Origin of the sequence: Haloferax mediterranei ATCC 33500, from assembly GCF_000306765.2 — an archaeon.
Taxonomy (GTDB): Archaea; Halobacteriota; Halobacteria; order Halobacteriales; family Haloferacaceae; genus Haloferax; species Haloferax mediterranei.
The window spans coordinates 1,780,241-1,798,969 of record NC_017941.2; the positions used below are offsets into that span (position 1 = coordinate 1,780,241).

Annotated in this window: 17 protein-coding genes; 13 read left to right on the top strand and 4 right to left on the bottom strand. The window is 62.5% G+C overall.

What is annotated here, in order from left to right; genetic code table 11:
* The first annotated feature begins 14 nt into the window (after positions 1-14).
* The 3 genes from HFX_RS09085 to HFX_RS09095 all read left to right on the top strand — a co-directional run bounded on the left by HFX_RS09085 (position 15) and on the right by HFX_RS09095 (position 3,247).
* The gene (locus HFX_RS09085; protein WP_004060399.1) at positions 15-1,088 is read left to right on the top strand and encodes a carbohydrate ABC transporter permease; all 1,074 of its coding nucleotides are present in this window, start codon (positions 15-17) and stop codon (positions 1,086-1,088) included.
* A complete protein-coding gene (locus tag HFX_RS09090) occupies positions 1,085-2,044 on the top strand; it encodes a carbohydrate ABC transporter permease (protein ID WP_004060398.1) in 960 nt (319 codons plus the stop codon). Before HFX_RS09085 ends, HFX_RS09090 begins: the two co-directional genes overlap by 4 nt.
* Positions 2,045-2,107: 63 nt before the next feature.
* On the top strand, positions 2,108-3,247 hold the full coding sequence (locus HFX_RS09095) for an ABC transporter ATP-binding protein (RefSeq protein WP_004060397.1): 1,140 nt from the start codon (positions 2,108-2,110) through the stop codon (positions 3,245-3,247).
* Between the two features lie 32 nt (positions 3,248-3,279).
* On the opposite strand, the gene HFX_RS09100 is transcribed toward HFX_RS09095, so the two are convergent.
* The gene (locus HFX_RS09100; protein WP_004060396.1) at positions 3,280-3,543 is read right to left on the bottom strand and encodes a BolA/IbaG family iron-sulfur metabolism protein; all 264 of its coding nucleotides are present in this window, start codon (positions 3,541-3,543) and stop codon (positions 3,280-3,282) included.
* A 228-nt stretch (positions 3,544-3,771) separates the two neighbouring features.
* Here HFX_RS09100 and HFX_RS09105 point away from each other — a divergent pair, with 228 nt between their 5' ends.
* Positions 3,772-6,075, top strand: coding sequence for a methyl-accepting chemotaxis protein (locus tag HFX_RS09105; protein ID WP_014732573.1), 2,304 nt, complete (start codon positions 3,772-3,774; stop codon positions 6,073-6,075).
* A gap of 180 nt (positions 6,076-6,255) precedes the next feature.
* Positions 6,256-6,732: a hypothetical protein gene (locus HFX_RS09110; protein ID WP_004060394.1), complete on the top strand. Its 477-nt coding sequence runs from the start codon at positions 6,256-6,258 to the stop codon at positions 6,730-6,732.
* Between the two features lie 28 nt (positions 6,733-6,760).
* Here the strand turns inward: HFX_RS09110 and HFX_RS09115 are convergent, their stop codons facing one another.
* Positions 6,761-7,084, bottom strand: a complete 324-nt coding sequence (locus tag HFX_RS09115) for a hypothetical protein (protein ID WP_004060393.1) — start codon at positions 7,082-7,084, stop codon at positions 6,761-6,763.
* A gap of 129 nt (positions 7,085-7,213) precedes the next feature.
* Here HFX_RS09115 and HFX_RS09120 point away from each other — a divergent pair, with 129 nt between their 5' ends.
* The 8 genes from HFX_RS09120 (at position 7,214) to HFX_RS09155 (ending at position 16,571) form a co-directional block, all read left to right on the top strand.
* Entirely contained in the window at positions 7,214-8,137 is a 924-nt protein-coding gene (locus HFX_RS09120) for a hypothetical protein (RefSeq protein ID WP_004060392.1), read from the top strand.
* Positions 8,138-8,188: 51 nt separating this feature from the next.
* Positions 8,189-9,106: an HhH-GPD family protein gene (locus HFX_RS09125; protein WP_004060391.1), complete on the top strand. Its 918-nt coding sequence runs from the start codon at positions 8,189-8,191 to the stop codon at positions 9,104-9,106.
* 75 nt (positions 9,107-9,181) lie between these two features.
* Positions 9,182-9,760 (top strand): NADPH-dependent FMN reductase, encoded by a 579-nt coding sequence (locus HFX_RS09130; RefSeq protein ID WP_004060390.1) that lies wholly within the window; start codon positions 9,182-9,184, stop codon positions 9,758-9,760.
* Between the two features lie 126 nt (positions 9,761-9,886).
* Positions 9,887-10,474: a thymidine kinase gene (locus tag HFX_RS09135; RefSeq protein WP_004060389.1), complete on the top strand. Its 588-nt coding sequence runs from the start codon at positions 9,887-9,889 to the stop codon at positions 10,472-10,474.
* A gap of 8 nt (positions 10,475-10,482) precedes the next feature.
* Positions 10,483-11,121, top strand: a complete 639-nt coding sequence (locus tag HFX_RS09140) for a YIP1 family protein (protein ID WP_004060388.1) — start codon at positions 10,483-10,485, stop codon at positions 11,119-11,121.
* Positions 11,122-11,247: 126 nt separating this feature from the next.
* On the top strand, positions 11,248-13,416 hold the full coding sequence (locus tag HFX_RS09145; protein WP_004060387.1) for a DHH family phosphoesterase: 2,169 nt from the start codon (positions 11,248-11,250) through the stop codon (positions 13,414-13,416).
* A 130-nt stretch (positions 13,417-13,546) separates the two neighbouring features.
* Complete coding sequence (locus HFX_RS09150) at positions 13,547-15,205, top strand: tRNA uridine(34) 5-carboxymethylaminomethyl modification radical SAM/GNAT enzyme Elp3 (protein ID WP_004060386.1); 1,659 nt, start codon at positions 13,547-13,549, stop codon at positions 15,203-15,205.
* A 133-nt stretch (positions 15,206-15,338) separates the two neighbouring features.
* Positions 15,339-16,571, top strand: a complete 1,233-nt coding sequence (locus HFX_RS09155) for a mechanosensitive ion channel family protein (protein WP_004060385.1) — start codon at positions 15,339-15,341, stop codon at positions 16,569-16,571.
* A 24-nt stretch (positions 16,572-16,595) separates the two neighbouring features.
* On the opposite strand, the gene HFX_RS09160 is transcribed toward HFX_RS09155, so the two are convergent.
* Together HFX_RS09160 and HFX_RS09165 are read right to left on the bottom strand one after the other, a co-directional pair.
* The gene (locus tag HFX_RS09160) at positions 16,596-18,107 is read right to left on the bottom strand and encodes a methyl-accepting chemotaxis protein (RefSeq protein WP_004060384.1); all 1,512 of its coding nucleotides are present in this window, start codon (positions 18,105-18,107) and stop codon (positions 16,596-16,598) included.
* 127 nt (positions 18,108-18,234) lie between these two features.
* Positions 18,235-18,678 (bottom strand): GNAT family N-acetyltransferase, encoded by a 444-nt coding sequence (locus HFX_RS09165; protein ID WP_004060383.1) that lies wholly within the window; start codon positions 18,676-18,678, stop codon positions 18,235-18,237.
* Positions 18,679-18,729 lie beyond the last annotated feature (51 nt).

The following is an 18,729-nucleotide window of genomic DNA, read 5'->3' on the forward strand; positions in this document are numbered from 1 at the left end:
ATCACCTTTCGATAATGTCACTTCACATCCTCAAGCGACTCCTAGGCCGTGACCGGGACGACGGCCCGCCGGTACGCACCGACGGCGGGACGACTTCGACCGGCGGCGAGGCGTCCGCCACTGACGAGTCCGACCTCGGCGCGCTGCTGTCGTTGCTCCGCGAGAGCGAGGCAGTCCAGTCCGCACCGTTCTGGCTCCCGCCGTTCCTGCTGATGGGCTTTTTCGTCTACGGCGCAATCGGCTGGAACGTCATCATCTCCTTTACCGATTTCGCGGGGTTGCAACTGCCGGCGTACGACCCCTCGGCGTTCGACCTGGAGATGTATCGCCGCGCCTTTTCGGACGGTCAGTTCTGGGCCGCAACCCGGAACACGTTCGTGCTTCTCGTCTCCTTTACGGCGCTTTCACTCGGCGGTGGTCTCGGTCTCGCAATTCTCATCGACCGGGGCATCCGCTTCGAAAACTGGTTCCGTACCATCTACCTGCTGCCGTTCAGCCTGTCGTTCGTCGTGACGGCGGTGTTCTGGCGGTGGATGTACAACTTCGACTCGGGCGTCATCAACGTCGTCCTCCGGGGGGTCGGCCTCGACTTCCTCGCGTCGAAGTGGCTCGCAGGGGGCGTCGATTTAGGTCTCCTCGGAGCACTCCCGCTTGTCCCCGAGACGCTGCAGTTCAAACTGTTCGCCGTCATCTTCGCGCTGCTCTGGCAGTTCAGCGGCTACGCGATGGTCGTGTATCTCGCGGGCCTTCGCGCGATTCCGAGCGACCAGTACGAGGCCGCGCGAGTCGACGGTGCGTCGACCCTGCGGATGTACCGCCGGGTCATCCTGCCGCAACTCCGCGCCTCGACGGTGAGCGCCGCAGTCGTGCTCATGGTGTTCGCGCTCAAGGCGTTCGACTTCCTGTACGTCATGTTCGGGAACAACCCGGGCCCGACGGCAGACATCCTTTCGACGATGATGTACCGACAAGCATTCGCAGCAAACGAGTGGGCTTACGGCTCTGCCATCGCCGTCGTGCTGTTCGTCGTTGCGTTGGCCGTGGTCGCGCCCTACCTGTACGGCGAGTACCGCCGGGGTGAACTATGAGCGTCCGCGACGACCTCGCAGACCGCTTTGGCGTCGACTTCGAAACCATCGACCCGGTTCGCGTCGTTCTCTACACGACTCTCGTCGGTCTCATCGCGTTCTACCTCTCGCCCCTCGAGTCCGGACTGATGACCGCGCTGAAGACGGAAGCCGAGTTCGCCACGTCGCCGCCTTTCGTACCGCCGACGGTCGACGGCTTCACGCTCAAACCCTTCGGCGTCGCCCTCGACACGCTGTCGTCGGCCATCCTCAACAGCATCATGCTGGCCGTGCCGGCGACGATTCTGTCGGCGCTCCTCGGAAGCTTCGCGGCGTACGGTCTCACGAACTTCGAGTGGCGCGGCCAACTCGGCGTCGTCACGCTGTTCATCGCGGGTATCTTCATCCCGTACCAGGCCGTGTTGATTCCGCTGTCGCGGCTCTGGGCCATCGTGAACACGAAAGAGTTGCTCGCGCCCGTGCTCGACATCACGGTGTTTTCGGCACAGGTGCCCGTCCTCGGGACGGTCGAACTCGCCACGCACCCGCACTACGCGAGCATCATCAACCTCATCATTACCCACGCGGCCTACGGCATCCCCATCACGACGCTCCTGTTCCGGAGTTACTACAAGAAACTCTCGACGGAGATGCTGGAAGCCGCCCGCCTCGACGGTGCGAGCGCATTTACGGTCTACCGACGTATTGTACTCCCACTGTCGACACCGATGTTCGCGGTGACGCTCATCTACCAGTTCACGCAGATCTGGAACGACCTGCTGTTCGCGCTGGTTATCATCCCTTCGGGGTCCGGTCCCGCGGCGGTGGCGACCATCGCGCTCAACGAACTGACCGGTGGCATCATCCAGACGTTCAACACGCAGATGGCCGGCGCGTTCGTCGCCGCTCTGCCGACGTTGCTCGTCTACGTCCTGTTCGGCGACAAGTTCGCAAAGGGGGTCGCGGGCGAAGCATGAGCGCCGCGCCCACCCACTCCAACGTAGCACCGCAGACGACCACCACGACACGCACACAGACCCATGGCTGACCTCACACTCGACCACGTATCGAAGTTCTTCGACGATGGCGGCTCCAAAGTCGTCGCCGTCGACGACGCCTCCGTGACCATCGAGGACGGCGAATTCCTCGTCCTCGTCGGTCCTTCGGGGTGTGGTAAATCGACCACGCTCCGCATGATTGCCGGACTAGAAACCGTCTCGGAGGGCCAGATTCGACTCGGCGACGAACGGATGGACAACCGCCCGCCCCGCGACCGGGACATCGCGATGGTGTTCCAGTCGTACGCGCTCTACCCGCACATGTCGGTTCGGGGCAACATGCGATTCGGCCTCGAAGAATCGACCGACATGGCCGACGCCGACATCGACGCAGTCGTCGAAGAGACCGCCGACATGCTCGGCATCGCCGACCTGCTCGACCGCAAACCCGGCGAGCTCTCCGGCGGCCAGCAACAGCGCGTCGCACTCGGTCGCGCCATCGTCCGCGACCCGGAAGTGTTCCTGATGGACGAGCCGCTTTCGAACCTCGACGCCAAGCTCCGTTCACAGATGCGGACGGAACTCCAGCGCCTGCAAGAAGAACTCGGCGTGACGACCGTCTACGTCACTCACGACCAGACGGAGGCGATGACGATGGGCGACCGCATCGCCATCCTCAACGACGGCGAACTCCAGCAGGTTGCCACGCCGTTGGAGGCGTATCACCGCCCGGCAAACCGCTTCGTCGCGGGCTTCATCGGCGAACCGTCGATGAACTTCTTCGAGATGGAGGTCCACGGCGACACCCTCGCCAACGACACCTTCACGTACGACCTGTCTCCCCGCTCGAAAGAAGCAGTCGAAGGAACCAGCCGTGTCACGCTCGGTATCCGTCCCGAAGACGTGGAACTCGTCTCGGATGACGAACTCGACCACACCTACGAGACGAGCGTCGACGTGGTCGAACCGATGGGTAACGAGAACGCGGTCTACCTCGAATTCGGTACCGAACGGCGCTTCGTCGCCACCGTCGGCGGGATGCGCCGGGTCGAAGCGGGCCAATCGGCTGTCGCTCGCCTTCCCGAAGAAGCTATTCACCTGTTCGATGCCGCGACCGGCGAAGCGCTCCAGAACCGGTCGCTGGAATCGGCAGACCTCGCAGAACCCGAACCACGGGCCTGAGCGGCAACGTCTGCAACTGCTTTTTTCGCTGGCTACTCGTCCAGCGCCGCGTACTCCTCGGGCGTGTAGGTCTTCAGCTCCATCGCGTGGATGTCGGTCGTCATGTGGTCGCCGAGCGCGTCGTAGACGAGTTGGTGCTGCTGGACGAGCGACTCCCCCTCGAAGGCTGGCGAGACGACGACGGCGGCGTAGTGGTCGTCTTCGTGGTCTTCGTCGACCGTCCGTGGACGGGAGACGGTCGCGTCGGCGTCTTCGATGTTCGATTCGATAAGCTCCTCGATAGCTTCGATTTCCATGTGCGTATTCGGGGCGGGCGCTGGCAAAAAGCGTCCGGGAACGACGTTCGTGTTCCGCGCTATACTATGGCACAAGAAAACACTACACAGTGGGTTTGTTTAGTGGTTTGATATGTGAGATGAGCTATCTAACCATTCGAGAGATGCTATCGACACTCCAGATAGTATATTCTCGAATTAGATAATTTCAACCGGGCACTTATCGTAGCCACATGGGTCCATTCCGTAATGCGACTTGCCCGCCGATTGGACCAACTACTTCCGGACATTATCAGAGATAGTTTTCTTCGGAAACTTGCTCTCGGCTTTGCGATGACGCTTCTCATCGTCGCCGCCGCGGGTGGGGTGACATATTTCACCGTCTCCGAAGAGTTGACACAGAACAGGCAAGCGGAACTCGAAGCCACGGCTGGCCAGCACGCTGGGCAGACCGAAGGGTGGTTCCGAGAACGCGCACAGACCGCGCGGATGCTCTCACAGTACCAAATGCTCCGGACTGGGGACCACGAGGAGATATCGAAGTTCTTCGTCGAAGAACGCGAGAAGCTTCCGGACGACGTCCGTGCGATTCACTTCGTCAACAGCGAGACGAATACGGTTATCGCCAGTTCGTCCGAAGTTCGCCGCGGTGGAAGTGCCGTTCCGGGTGACGTGACGTTCATCACTGGTTCGCTCGACGTGAGTTTGTACGACCCGACCGCGACCACTGAAGTGTACGAACGCCCCGGTACACAGCTCGTCTCGTTCGTGAGCGCCGTTCCGGGACTCGCAGACCGCGCAATCGTCATCGAAGCCAACGCTACGGGGCTGACCGGAACGTTTGAAACCCCCGCTGAAGGGAGCTTTACGTCGCTCGTCTCGATGAATGGCGCGGTCGAAGCCGGTACCGGTCCACTCGCCGGTGACGACTACCCCGCAACCGAGTCGGAGGCGCTCGCCCTCGCCCTCGACGGCGAACGCGGCGTGAAGACCGTCGCTGCGAACGGCGTCCTCGACGAAAAACACCTCGTCGCCTACGCACCGGCGGGTGAGAACATGGCCGTCCTCGTTCACGTGCCGACGGCCAGCGCCTACTCCCTCGGCCGAACAGTCGGTATGCTCGTTGCCGCGCTGGTGCTCGTCGTCCTCTTTTCCCTCGCCGGATTGGGTGCAGTCGTCAACGCCAACACCGCCGTGCCGCTCGCGTCGCTTGCCGAGCGTGTCGGACGACTCCGTGACGGCGACCTCGACGTAGACCTCCCGATGTGGCGAACCGACGAACTCGGCGCTGTCGTCGACGGTATCGACGACTTACGGACCGACCTCCACGAACAGCGGTCGGACGCGGAGGCATACGGAGAACGCATTAGTCGCGCCGCAGACGGCGACCTCTCGGTTCGGTTGCCGACCGACTCGACCAGTCGGGACATGCGCGTCGTCGCCGAATCGTACAACGAGATGATGGATGCCGTAGAATCGACGGTCGAGTCCGTCTCAGCCTTCGGCGACGAAGTCACCGCCCGCAGCGACGACGTGGCGCAGGCAACTGCGGAAGTCCGCGATGCGGCCGACCAAGTTGCCCGGTCGGTCGAGCAAATCTCCGGCGGGGCCGAAGAACAGACCGACAACCTCGTCGCGCTCTCCGGCGAGATGGACGAACTCTCGGCGTCGGTCGAACAGGTCGCGGCGGCCGCAGGTGACCTCTCGACGCTCTCTGCGGAGGCCGCCGACCGAACCGAAAACGGGATTCAGGTCGCATCAGCCGCCCTCTCGGGGATGGACGACATCCGTGAGGAGACCGACAAGGCGGTCGAAGAGGTCGAAGCGCTGGACGAACGCCTCGCCGAAATCGAGTCGATTACGGATGTCATCTCCGGTATCGCGGAGCAGACCAACATCCTCGCGCTGAACGCCTCTATCGAGGCCGCGCGCGCAGGCGACGCCGGCGAAGGGTTCGCCGTCGTCTCCGAGGAAGTCAAGCAACTCGCAGAAGAGAGTCAGGAGTACGCAGAGACCATCGCCGAACTCGTCTCCGACCTGCAGGACCAACGAGACGCTGTCGTCGAGCGAATCGACGAGATGCGCGACCGCGTTACCGAGGAAGCAGATGCGGTCGAAAACGCCATCGACTCACTCGACGGCGTGGTCGACCGAGTCGAAGAGACTCACCACAGCGTCTCCGAGATAGACCGCGCGACCGACGAGCAGGCCGACTCCGCACAGGAAGTGCTGGCGATGGCCGACGAAGTGGCTGGTATCGGCGAGGAAACGACGAGCGAAGCCGAGAGCGTCTCGGCCGCCGTCGAGGAACAGGCCGCCCGCTTGCAGGAGGTCGCGGCGGTCGCAACTGACCTCGTCGAGAGCGCGGACGACCTCGACGACGCACTCGCGCAGTTCGACACCGATGCTGCTTCGGCTGTCGACTTTGACGCTACCGCCGCCACTGACGTTGCTACCGCCGACGACATTGAACTCGACTTCGACCACGAGAACGCCGAAACGGACTCTGCGGGCGACCTCGGCCCGAACCGCCCGCCAGCGGCTGACGACTGAAACATAACTCTCCCCAACGATTCGGCCCTCTAATTCCCCGGCGATTCGGCCCTCTAATTCCCCGGCGATTCGGCCCTCTAATTCCCCGGCGATTTGGCCCTCCAATTCCCTGGCGATTCGCTCTTCCTCTTCTCTCCGAACTGACGGAGGTTTTTATTTGATGACGACACACCACGACTCGTGACAGACGGGACATCTCGCGCGGCGGCCATCGACGAAGCGGAGCGTGTGCTTCAGGAGGAACACGACCGACTGCTGACCGTCGTCAGGCAGTGTGCGGATGCGGTCGCCGCCAAGTGGGACGGCGATTCGGTGTCGGACCGCGACCGAGTTGTCCCGCCGTTCGGCCGCGCGCTCGACGGGTCCGGCGCGCTCTCTCGACTCCCACGCGCCCTCGCCAATGCAGTGACAGCGACCGGCCGACCGATGGCCGCGCCGCCAGTCGCCGGCCCGCCGTACGTCGTCGTAACCGGCGAAGGCGTCGTCTTACGTGCCACCGTCGGCGACGAACGATTGGTGATTCTCCTTCGGACGTTCGAAGTCGACGACGGGGGTGATGGTGATGAGGGTGACGACGAAATCAGCGAAGAGAACACGAGCGAGAGCAATCGCTATCGCAGAATCGACGGTCTCTCCCTCGAAATCGAGATTCGCTGAGTCGCTTTTGTCTGGCGCTCGTCCCGAGTTACATCTGGTAGCGGCGCACGTCGTCCCGCGGCGGGGCTTGCGTCTGGCCCGTCATCTCCTCGTAGGTCATCCCGGCGAGGTATTCGTCGTAGGTCACGTCGTAGCCCTGTCGGAGGTGGAAGTCGAGTTGGCCGCGGTCGAGTTCCGACTGGAACAGCGCGTGGATTGCCCGGCGGACGAGTTCGTCCGTATTCTCGGGGTCGAACAGCGCGACGAGCATGGCGAGTTCGTGTCGCGTCTCGCGGTCGAGCGACACGTCGAGGTCGGTACCGAGGTCGCTGTACGCGGATTCCACGTCGTCTGTGAGGTCGTCGAGTGTCATTGCCCGCCGATGGGGTCGTCACGGGGATACGCGTTTCGACCGACGTCTCCTTGTTCGATTCGCGTGCCCGCCTTTCAGTCGCCGGTCCCCTACAGAAGACACTTACTGGTGATTCGACGATTTCCGTGCATGTCCCCGAAACTCTCCCGACGCGCCCTCCTCGGCGGTTTCGCGGCCGGTTCAGCCCTTCTTTCGGGCTGTCTGGGTGGTCTTCTCGGCAGTAGCTGTACGTCCAGTTACTCGCTCGAAGCGACGGTGGTCACCGACCCCGAACTGGTCGATATCGTGACCGAAGACTTCCACGAGCACGCTGAGACAGTATCGCGTCTCGTCGCAACTGCGGCCAGCGAGGGCGCGGCCACGTACAGTACGTACCACTCCATTCCGCTCGATTCGGGCGACTACGTCGAACACGACGGCGCGTACTATCGGGTCGAGCGCGAGCGAACCGAGACGCGAGAACGCATCGCCCGCGAGGTCAGCATCGAGTACGACCGAGACGAGTCTCCTCCCGCAACCGGGGCGACGGTCTTCAAGTTCGATGAACTCCCAGAAGCCGACCGCGAGGCGTTTCTCGCCACGTACCCGAGCAAGGATTTCGAGAACGGCGACGGCCCACGAGGGTTTTCAATTGGCGGATACGGACACGTCTATCCGGCCGGTGCTGACTCTCAACTCATCGACGCCGGACCCGTCTGGATACGGTACGAGGGGCGGTCGTTCGAAGTCACCGTCGGGGAGACACGGACCGTCGAAGAAGAGACGTTCAGATACACGCTCGAACAGGTCGGCGAAGACAGGGCGGCGTTCGCCGCGTTCGTTCACGAAGAAGTCGTCGTTCCGCTCGACGACCTCTCCGACGCCGAACGTGCGGTGTTCGAGCGCGCAATCGACGAGGGGGTAGACGAGTGCGAACCGCTTTCCGACGACTTCGCCGCGCTCAAAGAGCGGCTAAACGAGATCTCTGAGAATAGAGCGGCCAGCTACGGTGACCAACTCGTGGAGTACGAGGGAACTACGTACGAAGTGGAACTCATGCACGCAGTCGTCTGATGGCCGCTCGGCATCGCCACGGCTAAACGCCGCCCGTCCTAAGCCGGGGCGATGAGTGACGCGGCGTCCGAACTCCCCTCCGAACTCGACCGCGAGGCAGTCCAGACCGCGCTAATCGAGTGGTACGAGGACGACCACCGGGATTTCCCGTGGCGGCGCACCGACGACCCCTACGAGATTCTCGTCTCCGAAGTGATGAGCCAGCAGACCCAACTCGGGCGCGTAGTCGACGCGTGGGAAGCCTTCCTCGACGAGTGGCCCACTCCGGAAGACCTCGCAGAGGCCGACAGAGCCGACGTGGTCGGCTTCTGGACGAGCCACCGACTTGGCTACAACAACCGGGCGAAGTACCTCCACGAGGCGGCCCGACAGGTGGTCGAAGACCACGACGGCGACTTCCCGCGGACACCCGACGGCCTCTCGGAACTCATGGGCGTCGGCCCGTACACCGCCAACGCCGTGGCCTCGTTCGCGTTCAACAACGGCGACGCTGTGGTCGACACCAACGTCAAGCGCGTTCTCCACCGCGCCTTCGCCGTCCCCGATGACGACGCGGCCTTCGAGACCGCCGCTTCGGAACTCATGCCCGACGGCGAGTCCCGCGTCTGGAACAACGCTATCATGGAGTTGGGTGGCGTGGCCTGTGAGAAAACGCCGACGTGCGACGAATCCGGGTGTCCGTGGCGACAGTTCTGTCACGCCTACGAGACCGGCGATTTCACCGCTCCCGACGTGCCGACACAGCCGAGTTTCGAGGGAAGTAGGCGGCAATTTCGGGGGCGAGTCGTTCGGATTCTCGGCGAGTACGACGAACTCGGATTGGACGAGTTAGGTCCACGGGTTCGTGTCGATTACGGCGGCGATACCGGCGAGTCGTGGCTTCGTGACCTTGTTGACGACCTTTCTTCGGACGGACTGGTCGATATCAACGAATCCGACGACGAAATTCGTGTTTCGCTGGCGAAGTGAGGCCGCTCCGCCAACGATATCCACTCCCGCTGACGGGTCGACGCTGTTTTTACCTCCGTACTGATGATACTCGGTATGGCTCAGCCACACATTGTCGCCCTCTGCGGCAGTCTCCGCGATGGTAGTTACACTCGATTGGCACTGGAACACGCCCTCGCCGGTGCATCTGAGGCCGGTGGGACGACCGAACTCGTCGACCTCCGCGAGCTCGACCTTCCGACATTAAACCCCGACTACGACGAGCAGGGTGACTCCGCCGAACTCACCCGTATCATCGACGAAGCGGACGCCGTGATTCTCGGAACGCCGGTCTACCACGGGTCGTACTCGGGCGTCCTCAAGAACGCACTCGACCACTGCGGGTTCGACGAGTTCGGCGACAAGACGGTCGGTCTCCTCGCCGTCGCCGGTGGGTCGTTCCCCGTCACCGCGCTCGAACATCTCCGCTCCGTCTGCCGGGCGCTAAATGCGTGGGTCCTTCCCCATCAAGCCGCGATTCCGAGCGTGTCTTCGGCGTTCGAAGACGGTGTGATCGTTGATGACGACCTCCGCGAACGCGTGGAGCGACTCGGCCGCGACGCCGTCGTGTACACGAACATCGAAGCCGAACCACCGACGCTTGAGAGCAGCGAAAACGTCGGCGCTGACGACTAATCCCGAAAGAACGTCACTCCGAGTAGCACTGTCCTCTATTGCTACTTTGCGCTTGACTGTCAACGAGTGACGACCATCGGCGCAGATGAACAATCGTTTTGACCTTCCTCGTCTCCCTCTCGACGTATGCACGCCATCACGCAGAGTGGATGGGTAGAGGTCATTTCCGGGTCGATGTTCTCGGGAAAGACGGAGGAGTTGCTTCGACGCCTCCGACGCGCGGAGATTGCGGGACAGGAGATTTCGGTGTTCAAACCCCAACTCGACGACCGATACGGTGAGACGACAGTCGGCACGCACGCCGGGCGCTCGTGGGACGCGAGCGTCGTCCCCTCGGAAGGCGATGGTGTCTGGCAAATCGTCGAGGAACTGAACGGCGAAGATGTCGTCGCCATCGACGAGGCGAACTTCTTCTCGGCCGAGTTGGTGGGCGTGTGCGAGCAGTTGGCCGCCGACGGCAAGCGCGTCGTCGTCTCGGGAACCGACCAGACGTTCCGCGCCGAACCGTTCAACCCGGTCCCGCAACTGATGGCGCTCGCCGAGTACGTCGATAAACTGCAGGCAATCTGCACCATCTGCGGCGAACCGGCGACGCGGAACCAGCGACTTATCGACGGCGAACCGGCGCACATGGACGACCCGACCATCCTCGTCGGCGCGGAGGAGTCCTACGAGGCGCGGTGCCGGAACTGTCATACCCTCCGGCGCGACTAGAGGCTAGCGTGACTACTTGGGTCGAGACCCCCCGCGAGGGCCGTGACCGTGGGTTAACTGGTATCCTTCGCGCGTGGGTCGCCGTGCTCGTCAGCCCCCGTCGGTTCTTCCGTGACGGTGTCGCTCCCGGCGATCAGGCTCCCGGACTCTTGTTTGCCATCTCCGTCGCGCTCGTCTACCAGAGTCTCCAGTTCGTCTTCGCACCGGCCACGATTCCGGTTATCGGAGGCGGGCCAGTCGCTTCGGCGCTCGTCGCGCTCTTGGTCATTGCGCTCTTTGTCGCGCCGGCACTGCTTCACCTGACGGCGGCGATACAGACCGCGCTCCTCATCCCGCTTCTCTCTCAGCGCGCCGGCGTGAGCGAGACCGTTCAGGTCATCGCTTACGCCACTGCGCCGTGTGCATTTGCCGCGGTTCCGATTCTCAGCGTTCTGATTCCCGGTTTTTCGATACCCGTTCTTCGAGCGATTTGTGCGGTCTACGGGGCTGTCCTCCTCGCAGTCGGCATCAGCGAGGTCCATCAAACTTCGCTCCCGAAGGCGATTCTCGCGACGGCCGTTCCGTCCGGAGTTGTCTTCGGATATGCCTTCGGCGGCTTTCAGGCGCTCTCGAATATCAACGCAGCGCTAATGACCGTGCTCGGCTGAGTCCACATATCCCTTCGAAAGCGGCAATTCGCCGGATGTAGCCCCGTCGAGTCGGCCGCACGCGTGTCGCTCTAGCCTGAGCGTTTTTCGACAATCGTTTTAGTTAGGGGTTGTTTGCTCAACGCAATGGATTGGATTACGCACGAGGAGGACGTCTGGTTCGAGTTCCGGGGCAATAGCCCCCACCAGCTCGTCCCCGGTCGGTTTTACAAAGGCACCGTCGACGGGTACGCCGACTTCGGTGTCTTCGTCGATCTCGCTTCCAACGTCACAGGCCTACTGCACCGCAGCGAACTCGACCGCCGTCTCGAATCCCTCGAATGGGAACCGGGCGACGAAGTGTTCGTCCAGGTGAAGAACGTCCGCGACAACGGCAACATCGACCTCGGCTGGTCGATTCGACAGTCTGACACCGAGTTCCGCGGTGCTCGCATCCACGACCCCGATGGCGACGCCGACGGCCAACCGGTCGAGAAAGAAGCCGAAAGCAGCGGTCCGACGACGATTAAGACCCGCCCCCAGACGGGTAAGACGACGAAACCCGTCGGCGCGACTACGTCGCAGAAATCCGTCGAGACCGAATCTGAACCGGAACCGGAACCGGAACCGGAACCAGTCGAAGCCGAGCCCGAGCCCGAGTCCGCCGCCGGAGACGAGGGCCGCGCCCCGACCGCGAAGGATGTCGTCACCGACATCTCCGAATCGGAAACGGAAGCCGAAACTGCACCCGAAGCAGCCGAAACACATGAAGCGGCCGCCGAACCCGAAGCAGCCGAAACAGTCGAAGCCGAGGAAGTCGAGCGCGTGAGGATCGACAGCATCGACAACCGCGTCGGCGAAGTCGTTCGCGTCGAGGGCGAAATCGCAAGCGTCCGCCAGACCGGCGGGCCGACCGTCTTCGAACTCCGCGACGAAACGGCCATCGCGGACTGTGCCGCCTTCGTCGAAGCCGGCGTTCGCGCATACCCCAGCGTCGAAGTGGGCGACTACGTCCGCATCGACGGCGAGGTCGAACGCCGCCGCGGCGAACTTCAGATCGAGACCGAGGACCTGACGGTTCTCGAAGGTGCTGACGCAGAAACTATCAAACAGCGCCTTGCGGACGCGCTTTCCGACGAGGCCCGACCGGACGCAGTCGCACCCCTCGCGGCTCACGAGCCGGTCGCCGCCGTCGGCAAGTCGCTTCTGGACGCTGCCGAGGCAATCCGCCGAGCCGTCCTCGAATCGCGCCCCATCGTCGTGCGCCACACGGCCACGGCAGACGGCTACGCCGCCGGTGCCGCCGTCGAGCGCGCCGTGCTCCCGCTCATCCGCGACGAGCACCCCCGCGACGACGCCGAGTACCACTACTTCACCCGTCGCCCGCTCGAAGAGGCCGTCTACGGCATGGACGCCGCCACGAACGACGTGACGCGGATGCTCGAAGACCGCGACCGCCACGACGAGAAGCTTCCGCTCGTACTGCTTCTCGGCGCTGGCTCGACCGCCGAATCCCTCGATGGACTCGGCCTGCTCGGTGTCTACGGCTCCGAGCGCGTCGTCGTCGACGCCGCACCCGCGGACGACGAAGTTGCCGAAGAAGTCGATGTGCTCGTCAATCCTCCCCGTGAGGGTGCTGACGCCCGCGACCTCTCTGTCGGCGCGCTCGCTTCGACGCTCTCGGTTGCTGTCAACGAGGACGTTCGCGACGGCGTGTCGCACCTCCCCGCCGTCAGCTACTGGGAGAACTGCCCGCAGCAGTACCTCGACCTCGCCGCGGACCACGGCTTCGACGCCGACCGCGTCCGCGAACTCCGTGAGGCCGTCGCCCTCGAAGCGTACTACCAGTCCTACCAGGACAAGCGCGAACTCATCGCTGACCTGCTCTTCGACGCCGACGAGGGCCTCGCTGGCCACGTCTCCGAGCAGTTCCGCATCAAACTCGAAGACGAAATCGAGACGGCGCAGGCGAACCTCGAACGCCGCCAGGTCGATTCCGTCTCCGCCGCCGTGCTCGACTCCGACGCCTACAGTCACCGCTTCGACTTCCCGCCGACGGGTCTCCTCGTCGACGAACTGCACCGCCGCACGCGCGAGGGTGACGCGTTCGTGACCGTCGCGCTGGGCATGGACGAACTGTACTTCCGCAGCACGGGCGACCTCGACCTTCGCGCCGTCGTCGAGTCGGCCGCCGAGAAGGCACCCGCCGCCGGTCTCGCCGCCGCCGGTATCCGCGAAGGACGCATCGAGTTCCTGACCGGTGCGCGCGACGAGGCGCTCGAAGCCGTCCTCGCCGCCGCTGCCGAGCAGTTCTAAACGACAATCCAGACTCCTCCTCGTTCGTTCTCGATGGAGGGCTGTTTTCGAGCCTCCCGAGCGACACGCTTATCCACGAAACGACCTGATTCGCGCTCATGAGCCGTTACCACGTCGCCACCCGGGAGGTGTGTCCGTGAGCGCTGAGACCGAAACCGAGTCCGAGGCGTTCCAGCGGACCTGCGAGGCGCTCGTCGAGCGCATCCTCGCGGGCGAAATCGACCGCGACGACCTCGAATCGGCCAAGCTCGACGCCTGTTCGGAACACTCCTCGCCGAAGGTACCGAAGAACACCGAGATTCTACAATACGCCCCCAAAGACCGACGCGAGGAGGTCAAAGAGGTCGTTCGACGAAAACCCGTCCGCACCGCCTCCGGCGTCTCGCCGGTCGCCATCATGACCTCGCCGCACATGTGCCCGCACGGGAAGTGTCTGTACTGTCCCGGCGGTCCGGCGAGCGAGTTCTCGTCGTCGCAGTCGTACACGGGCCACGAACCCGCGGCCGCCCGCGGCGTCCAGAACGACTACGACCCGTACGGACAGGTCACGCTCCGACTCGAACAACTCCGGCACATCGGCCACCCGGTCGACAAGGTCGAACTCATCCTGATGGGCGGGACGATGACCGCCCGGAGCCACGACTACCAGGAGTGGTTCGTCAAGCGGGCGCTCGAAGCGATGAACGACTACGACCTCGACTCGGAACCGCAGCCCGCCGAGGACCAATCGTTCAAACCCGACCCCGAGGATGTCGAATTTAAATACGTCGAAGACGTGATTGCCGAAAACGAGACGGCCGACATCCGAAACATCGGAACGACGTTCGAGACGAAGCCCGACTGGTGCGACCCCGAGCAAATCGACCGGATGCTCGATTTGGGTGCGACGAAGGTCGAAGTCGGCGTCCAGACGACCTACGAGCGAATCAACCGCGAGATGCACCGCGGTCACGGCGTGCAGGCGTCAATCGACGCCAACCGTCGCCTCCGCGACTCGGCGTTCAAGGTCGGCTTCCACATGATGCCGGGACAACCCGGGATGACGAAGGAGATGTGTCTGGAGGACTTCCGCCAACTGTTCGAGAACTCGGACTGGCGGCCAGACTACCTCAAAATCTACCCGACGCTCATCGTCCGCGACACCATCACCTACGACATGTGGCGACGCGACGAGTACGACCCGCTGAACAACGAGGAGGCCGCCGACATCATCGCCGAGGTCATGGGGATGATTCCGAAGTACACGCGCCTCCAGCGCGTCCAGCGCGACATCCCAGCGGACTTCATCGACGCCGGTGTCTGGAAGTCTAACCTCCGACAACTCGCCGCTCAGCGGGCCGAAGAGAAGGGTATCGTCCAGCGCAACATCCGCGCCCGCGAGGTCGGCATGAACGAAGCCAACCCGGACCCAGAGCGCATCGAACTCGACGTGATGACCTACGAGGTCGCTGGTGGAACTGAGCACTTCATCTCGTTCGAAGACCCCGTCGAGGACCTGCTCGTCGGATTCTGTCGACTTCGTTTCCCGGGCAATCCGGTCCGACGCGAACTCCAGAACGCGGCGCTCGTCCGCGAACTGCACGTCTACGGGTCGGAAGTCGGTATCGGAGCTGAGGGCGATTGGCAGCACAAAGGCTACGGAAAGAAGCTTCTCGCCCATGCCGAGGAACTCGCCCGCGACGCTGGATACGACAAGATTTCGGTCATCTCGGGTATCGGTGTCCGGCAGTACTACAAGCAGAAACTCGGCTACCAACAGGACGGTCCGTACGTGTCGAAGCGGCTGTAGTAGACCCGTTAGCGCGTTCGTATCCGATTTTTCGAGCCAGTGGATTCGGCTCCCGAATCTGTGTGCCTGTGGTTCTCAATACTGATTAACACTCCGTCACGTTTTTGGAAGTTCACCCGCCCGACTGGGTACGATGGTCGAACAGGGGGCAAGCGGGGTATCGAATCCGGTAACGAGTTGGCTACAGGACTTGCAGGCGACGCTCGCGCAGTTTGTCTCGACGGAGGAGCGCATCGGTATCTCGGTGGCACTCGTGGCGCTCGCGTTCGGGGTGGCGATTTTCCTCGCACCGCGCGTCGTCTCTCGAGCATCAGTGATGTTCCACAAACGGGTGCTTCAGCACTCGAAGGTCCCTGACTCGGTCACCGACGTGGCGTGGATATTCCCGGCGACGGTTATCGTCCGGGCCCTCCAACTCGGGGTCTTCGTCCTCGTCTCACTTTCGTTGCTGCTCCTGTGGGGCTATACGGGTCTCGCTTCGAGTCTCGCGTCGGTAATCGCGATTGCGGTCCCAAACGTCCTCAAAATCGCGGCGACAGTCGCCCTCCTCGTCGGGGCTTTCGTCGGGACGAACGTCCTCGAAGAACAACTCGAATCCTACGCCCGAAACGTCGACCATATCAACGCCCACCAACAGGGTATCGTCTTCCGCGTGCTCCAACTCGTCGTCCTCCTCGCCGTGGGGATGGCGACGCTCACCGTCTGGCAGTTCAAAATCGGCGGCCTGCTCGTCGGTGCCGGATTCCTCGGTATCGTCGTCGGTATGGCCGCCAGACAGACGCTTGGTTCGCTCATCGCCGGATTCGTCTTGATGTTCTCCCGGCCGTTCGAACTCGGCGACTGGGTGAAAATCAACGACGCCGAAGGCATCGTCACCGACATCACCATCATCAACACCCGCCTGAGCAACGCAGACGGCGAGACAGTCGTCTTTCCGAACGACCGCGTGACCAACGCGAAAATAACGAATCGAACGAAGCGAAATCGGCTTCGACTCCGAATCGACGTCGGCATCGACTACGACGCCGACATCGAACACGCCGAAACGGTCGCACAGGAAGCGCTGACCGACCTCACGTTCGTCGAAGAAGTGCCAAAGCCGCAGGTGATGCCGACGACCTTCGGCGATTCGTCGATTGGCCTCCAACTGCGATTTTGGATTACGAACCCGTCGGCACCGCGCCGCGCGCAGGCGAACGCGGAAGTCCTCCGGAGCGTCAAAACCGCCTTCGACCGCGAGGGAATCAAGATTCCGTACCCGCAGCGCGAACTTCTCGCTCGCGAGGAGTCGACAGGATTCAACCTTCGGAGCGAAGAAAACGACCAAGCCGACGCACGGACACAGTCGGCGCAGTCGAACGACTGACGAACCAACCGAACGGGCTACGGTCTACTTTTTGTCGAAGTGTTCGAGACTCTCGTCGAGGGCGTCGGCCGCCGCGCGCTGTTCTTCGGTCACATCGACGATTGTCTCGGATACCATCGAGATTTCTTCTGCGCCGCGATTCACGTCTTCGAGCGCCGCAGCGACGGCTTCGACGGTGTCAGCCTGGTCGTCGCTGGCGCGTGAGAGTTCGGTAATCCCGTCTGTCGCTTCGGAGACATCTTCCGTTGCTTCGGTTAACGAGCTAACGGTCTCCGACATCGACTCGTCGGCCTCGATGACGTCCTCGTGCGTCTGCTCGACAAGGTTGACCGTCTTCGTGGCCCGGTCCTGAATAGTGTCGATTCGCTCGGCAATTCGCTCGGTGTGCGACTGCGTCTCGTCGGCGAGCGATTTCACTTCGCCGGCGACGACCGCGAAGCCTTCACCCGCCTCGCCAGCGCGGGCAGCCTCGATGTTCGCGTTGAGTGCGAGGATGTTCGTCCGGTCCGCGATATCGGAAATCACGGCGGCGACTTCCTCGATTTCGACCATCTCGTCTTCGAGGTCCGCCACGGTATCGACGAGATTCTCGCTTCGGTGTTTCACTTCGTCCGTAACCGTCTGAGTCTCTTTTGTCGATTCGAGTGACGACTGGATGTTGTCGCGGGCACGCGACGAGGCGTTTGCGACCTCTGTCGAACTCGCTGCAACCTCTTCCATCGTCGCACTGAACGACTCCATCTCGTCGCGAACGGAGGCGAGTTCCTCCTGCTGCTCGGTGGTCTGTTCGAAAATTCCCTCGGCGGCGGAATCGGCGGTATCGACGAACGAGGCGAGGTCGGAAGCGTGGACTTCCATCTCCTGTACGACCTGCTCGAATCGCTCGGCTGTTTCGTCGACCGCATCGAGAATGTGGAGCAGTTCGTCGTCGATATGCTCGGTCGAATCGAGGTCGTAGTTGACTCGTCTATCCAACTGGCCGTCGGCGAGCGCTTCGAGCGTTTCGGTCACTTCGGAGACGAGACCATGAAGCGCATCTCGGCGTCGTATCTCTTCGCTCTGGTCTTGGACGATTTCGACGACGGCTTCGAGGTCTCCGTCGTCGTCGAAGACGGGAATCACCTTGAACGAGAGATGAGCCGTGTTTCCGCCAGCGTTTGTGAGCGCCCGTTGGTCGATGTACACGGGTCCGGCAGGGAGGTCTCTCCGTTCGACATCGTACAGGCTGTCCGCATCCCGTGGATTCTCCTGTACCTTTCCGGCGAGCGTCTTGGCTTCGTCGTCGTCTTCGTAGGTAACGAGTTGGGCAGCTTCCGACTCAGAGAGACCGATAATCTCCTCACGCGGAATTTCGAACATCGCCGCCGCCGTTTTGTTCCACTCGATGACAGTCCCTTCGCCGTCGAGGGCGAAAGCAGGCATCGGAAGCGCGTCTAAAATAGGTTCAGCGGCCATCTGTGGCGACCCGCCCGTCTCTGCCTGTGTCTCTGAACTGGTCACTGCCCCCACGACAAGTGACGAGAGCGCGTTGAGCATGCCCGAAGGACGAATGAGGAACCGTATATAGATATACTGCCGATTATCTCATTTGATTTTCTTAGACATACTTATGTCTGGGGTCGAATATGTATCTTACACTGTCATGTGTTGTCGTGGTCCGTGACTAGAGTCTCTTTTCCATCTTGACGTGCGGGATGCCAGCCTCGTCGAACACGTCGCTCGTCGTTTCGTAGCCTAACTCGTGGTAGAACCCTTCCGCGGAGGTTTGGCCGTGAAGTAGGAGGCGGTCGAAGCCGCGTTCACGTGCTTTTGCTTCGAGTGCGTCCATCAGTCGCCGACCCCATCCTTCTCCACGGGCGGATTCGAGGACGGCAACGCGTTCGACTTTTCCGACCGCAGATTCGCTCTCACGCAGTCGGGCCGCACCGACTGCTTCGCCGTCCCGATAGCCGACGAAGTGGACCGCAGGCGAGTCCGGTTCGTCGTACTCGTCCCACTCTAATTCCTCGTCAACGTCCTGCTCGTCTACGAATACGGTCTTTCGGACGAAAAACGCGTCCTCGCGCTCGGCGTCGGTGGTGACGACGCGGACTTCGGTTTCGGTCATGAGCGGTGATTTAGCGGGTGAGTACCTGATGGTTGCGGAGACGGCACTCTC

What these genes read in the sequence shown, in the direction of transcription:
- HFX_RS09120 (WP_004060392.1), top strand. Translation starts at nt 7,214, where the DNA reads ATGTCCCCGAAACTCTCCCGACGCGCCCTCCTCGGCGGTTTCGCGGCC.
- HFX_RS09130 (WP_004060390.1), top strand. Translation starts at nt 9,182, where the DNA reads ATGGCTCAGCCACACATTGTCGCCCTCTGCGGCAGTCTCCGCGATGGT.
- HFX_RS09115 (WP_004060393.1), bottom strand. Translation starts at nt 7,084, where the DNA reads ATGACACTCGACGACCTCACAGACGACGTGGAATCCGCGTACAGCGAC.
- HFX_RS09090 (WP_004060398.1), top strand. Translation starts at nt 1,085, where the DNA reads ATGAGCGTCCGCGACGACCTCGCAGACCGCTTTGGCGTCGACTTCGAA.
- HFX_RS09160 (WP_004060384.1), bottom strand. Translation starts at nt 18,107, where the DNA reads ATGCTCAACGCGCTCTCGTCACTTGTCGTGGGGGCAGTGACCAGTTCA.
- HFX_RS09125 (WP_004060391.1), top strand. Translation starts at nt 8,189, where the DNA reads ATGAGTGACGCGGCGTCCGAACTCCCCTCCGAACTCGACCGCGAGGCA.
- HFX_RS09135 (WP_004060389.1), top strand. Translation starts at nt 9,887, where the DNA reads ATGCACGCCATCACGCAGAGTGGATGGGTAGAGGTCATTTCCGGGTCG.
- HFX_RS09100 (WP_004060396.1), bottom strand. Translation starts at nt 3,543, where the DNA reads ATGGAAATCGAAGCTATCGAGGAGCTTATCGAATCGAACATCGAAGAC.
- HFX_RS09145 (WP_004060387.1), top strand. Translation starts at nt 11,248, where the DNA reads ATGGATTGGATTACGCACGAGGAGGACGTCTGGTTCGAGTTCCGGGGC.
- HFX_RS09155 (WP_004060385.1), top strand. Translation starts at nt 15,339, where the DNA reads ATGGTCGAACAGGGGGCAAGCGGGGTATCGAATCCGGTAACGAGTTGG.
- HFX_RS09165 (WP_004060383.1), bottom strand. Translation starts at nt 18,678, where the DNA reads ATGACCGAAACCGAAGTCCGCGTCGTCACCACCGACGCCGAGCGCGAG.
- HFX_RS09095 (WP_004060397.1), top strand. Translation starts at nt 2,108, where the DNA reads ATGGCTGACCTCACACTCGACCACGTATCGAAGTTCTTCGACGATGGC.
- HFX_RS09105 (WP_014732573.1), top strand. Translation starts at nt 3,772, where the DNA reads ATGCGACTTGCCCGCCGATTGGACCAACTACTTCCGGACATTATCAGA.
- HFX_RS09085 (WP_004060399.1), top strand. Translation starts at nt 15, where the DNA reads ATGTCACTTCACATCCTCAAGCGACTCCTAGGCCGTGACCGGGACGAC.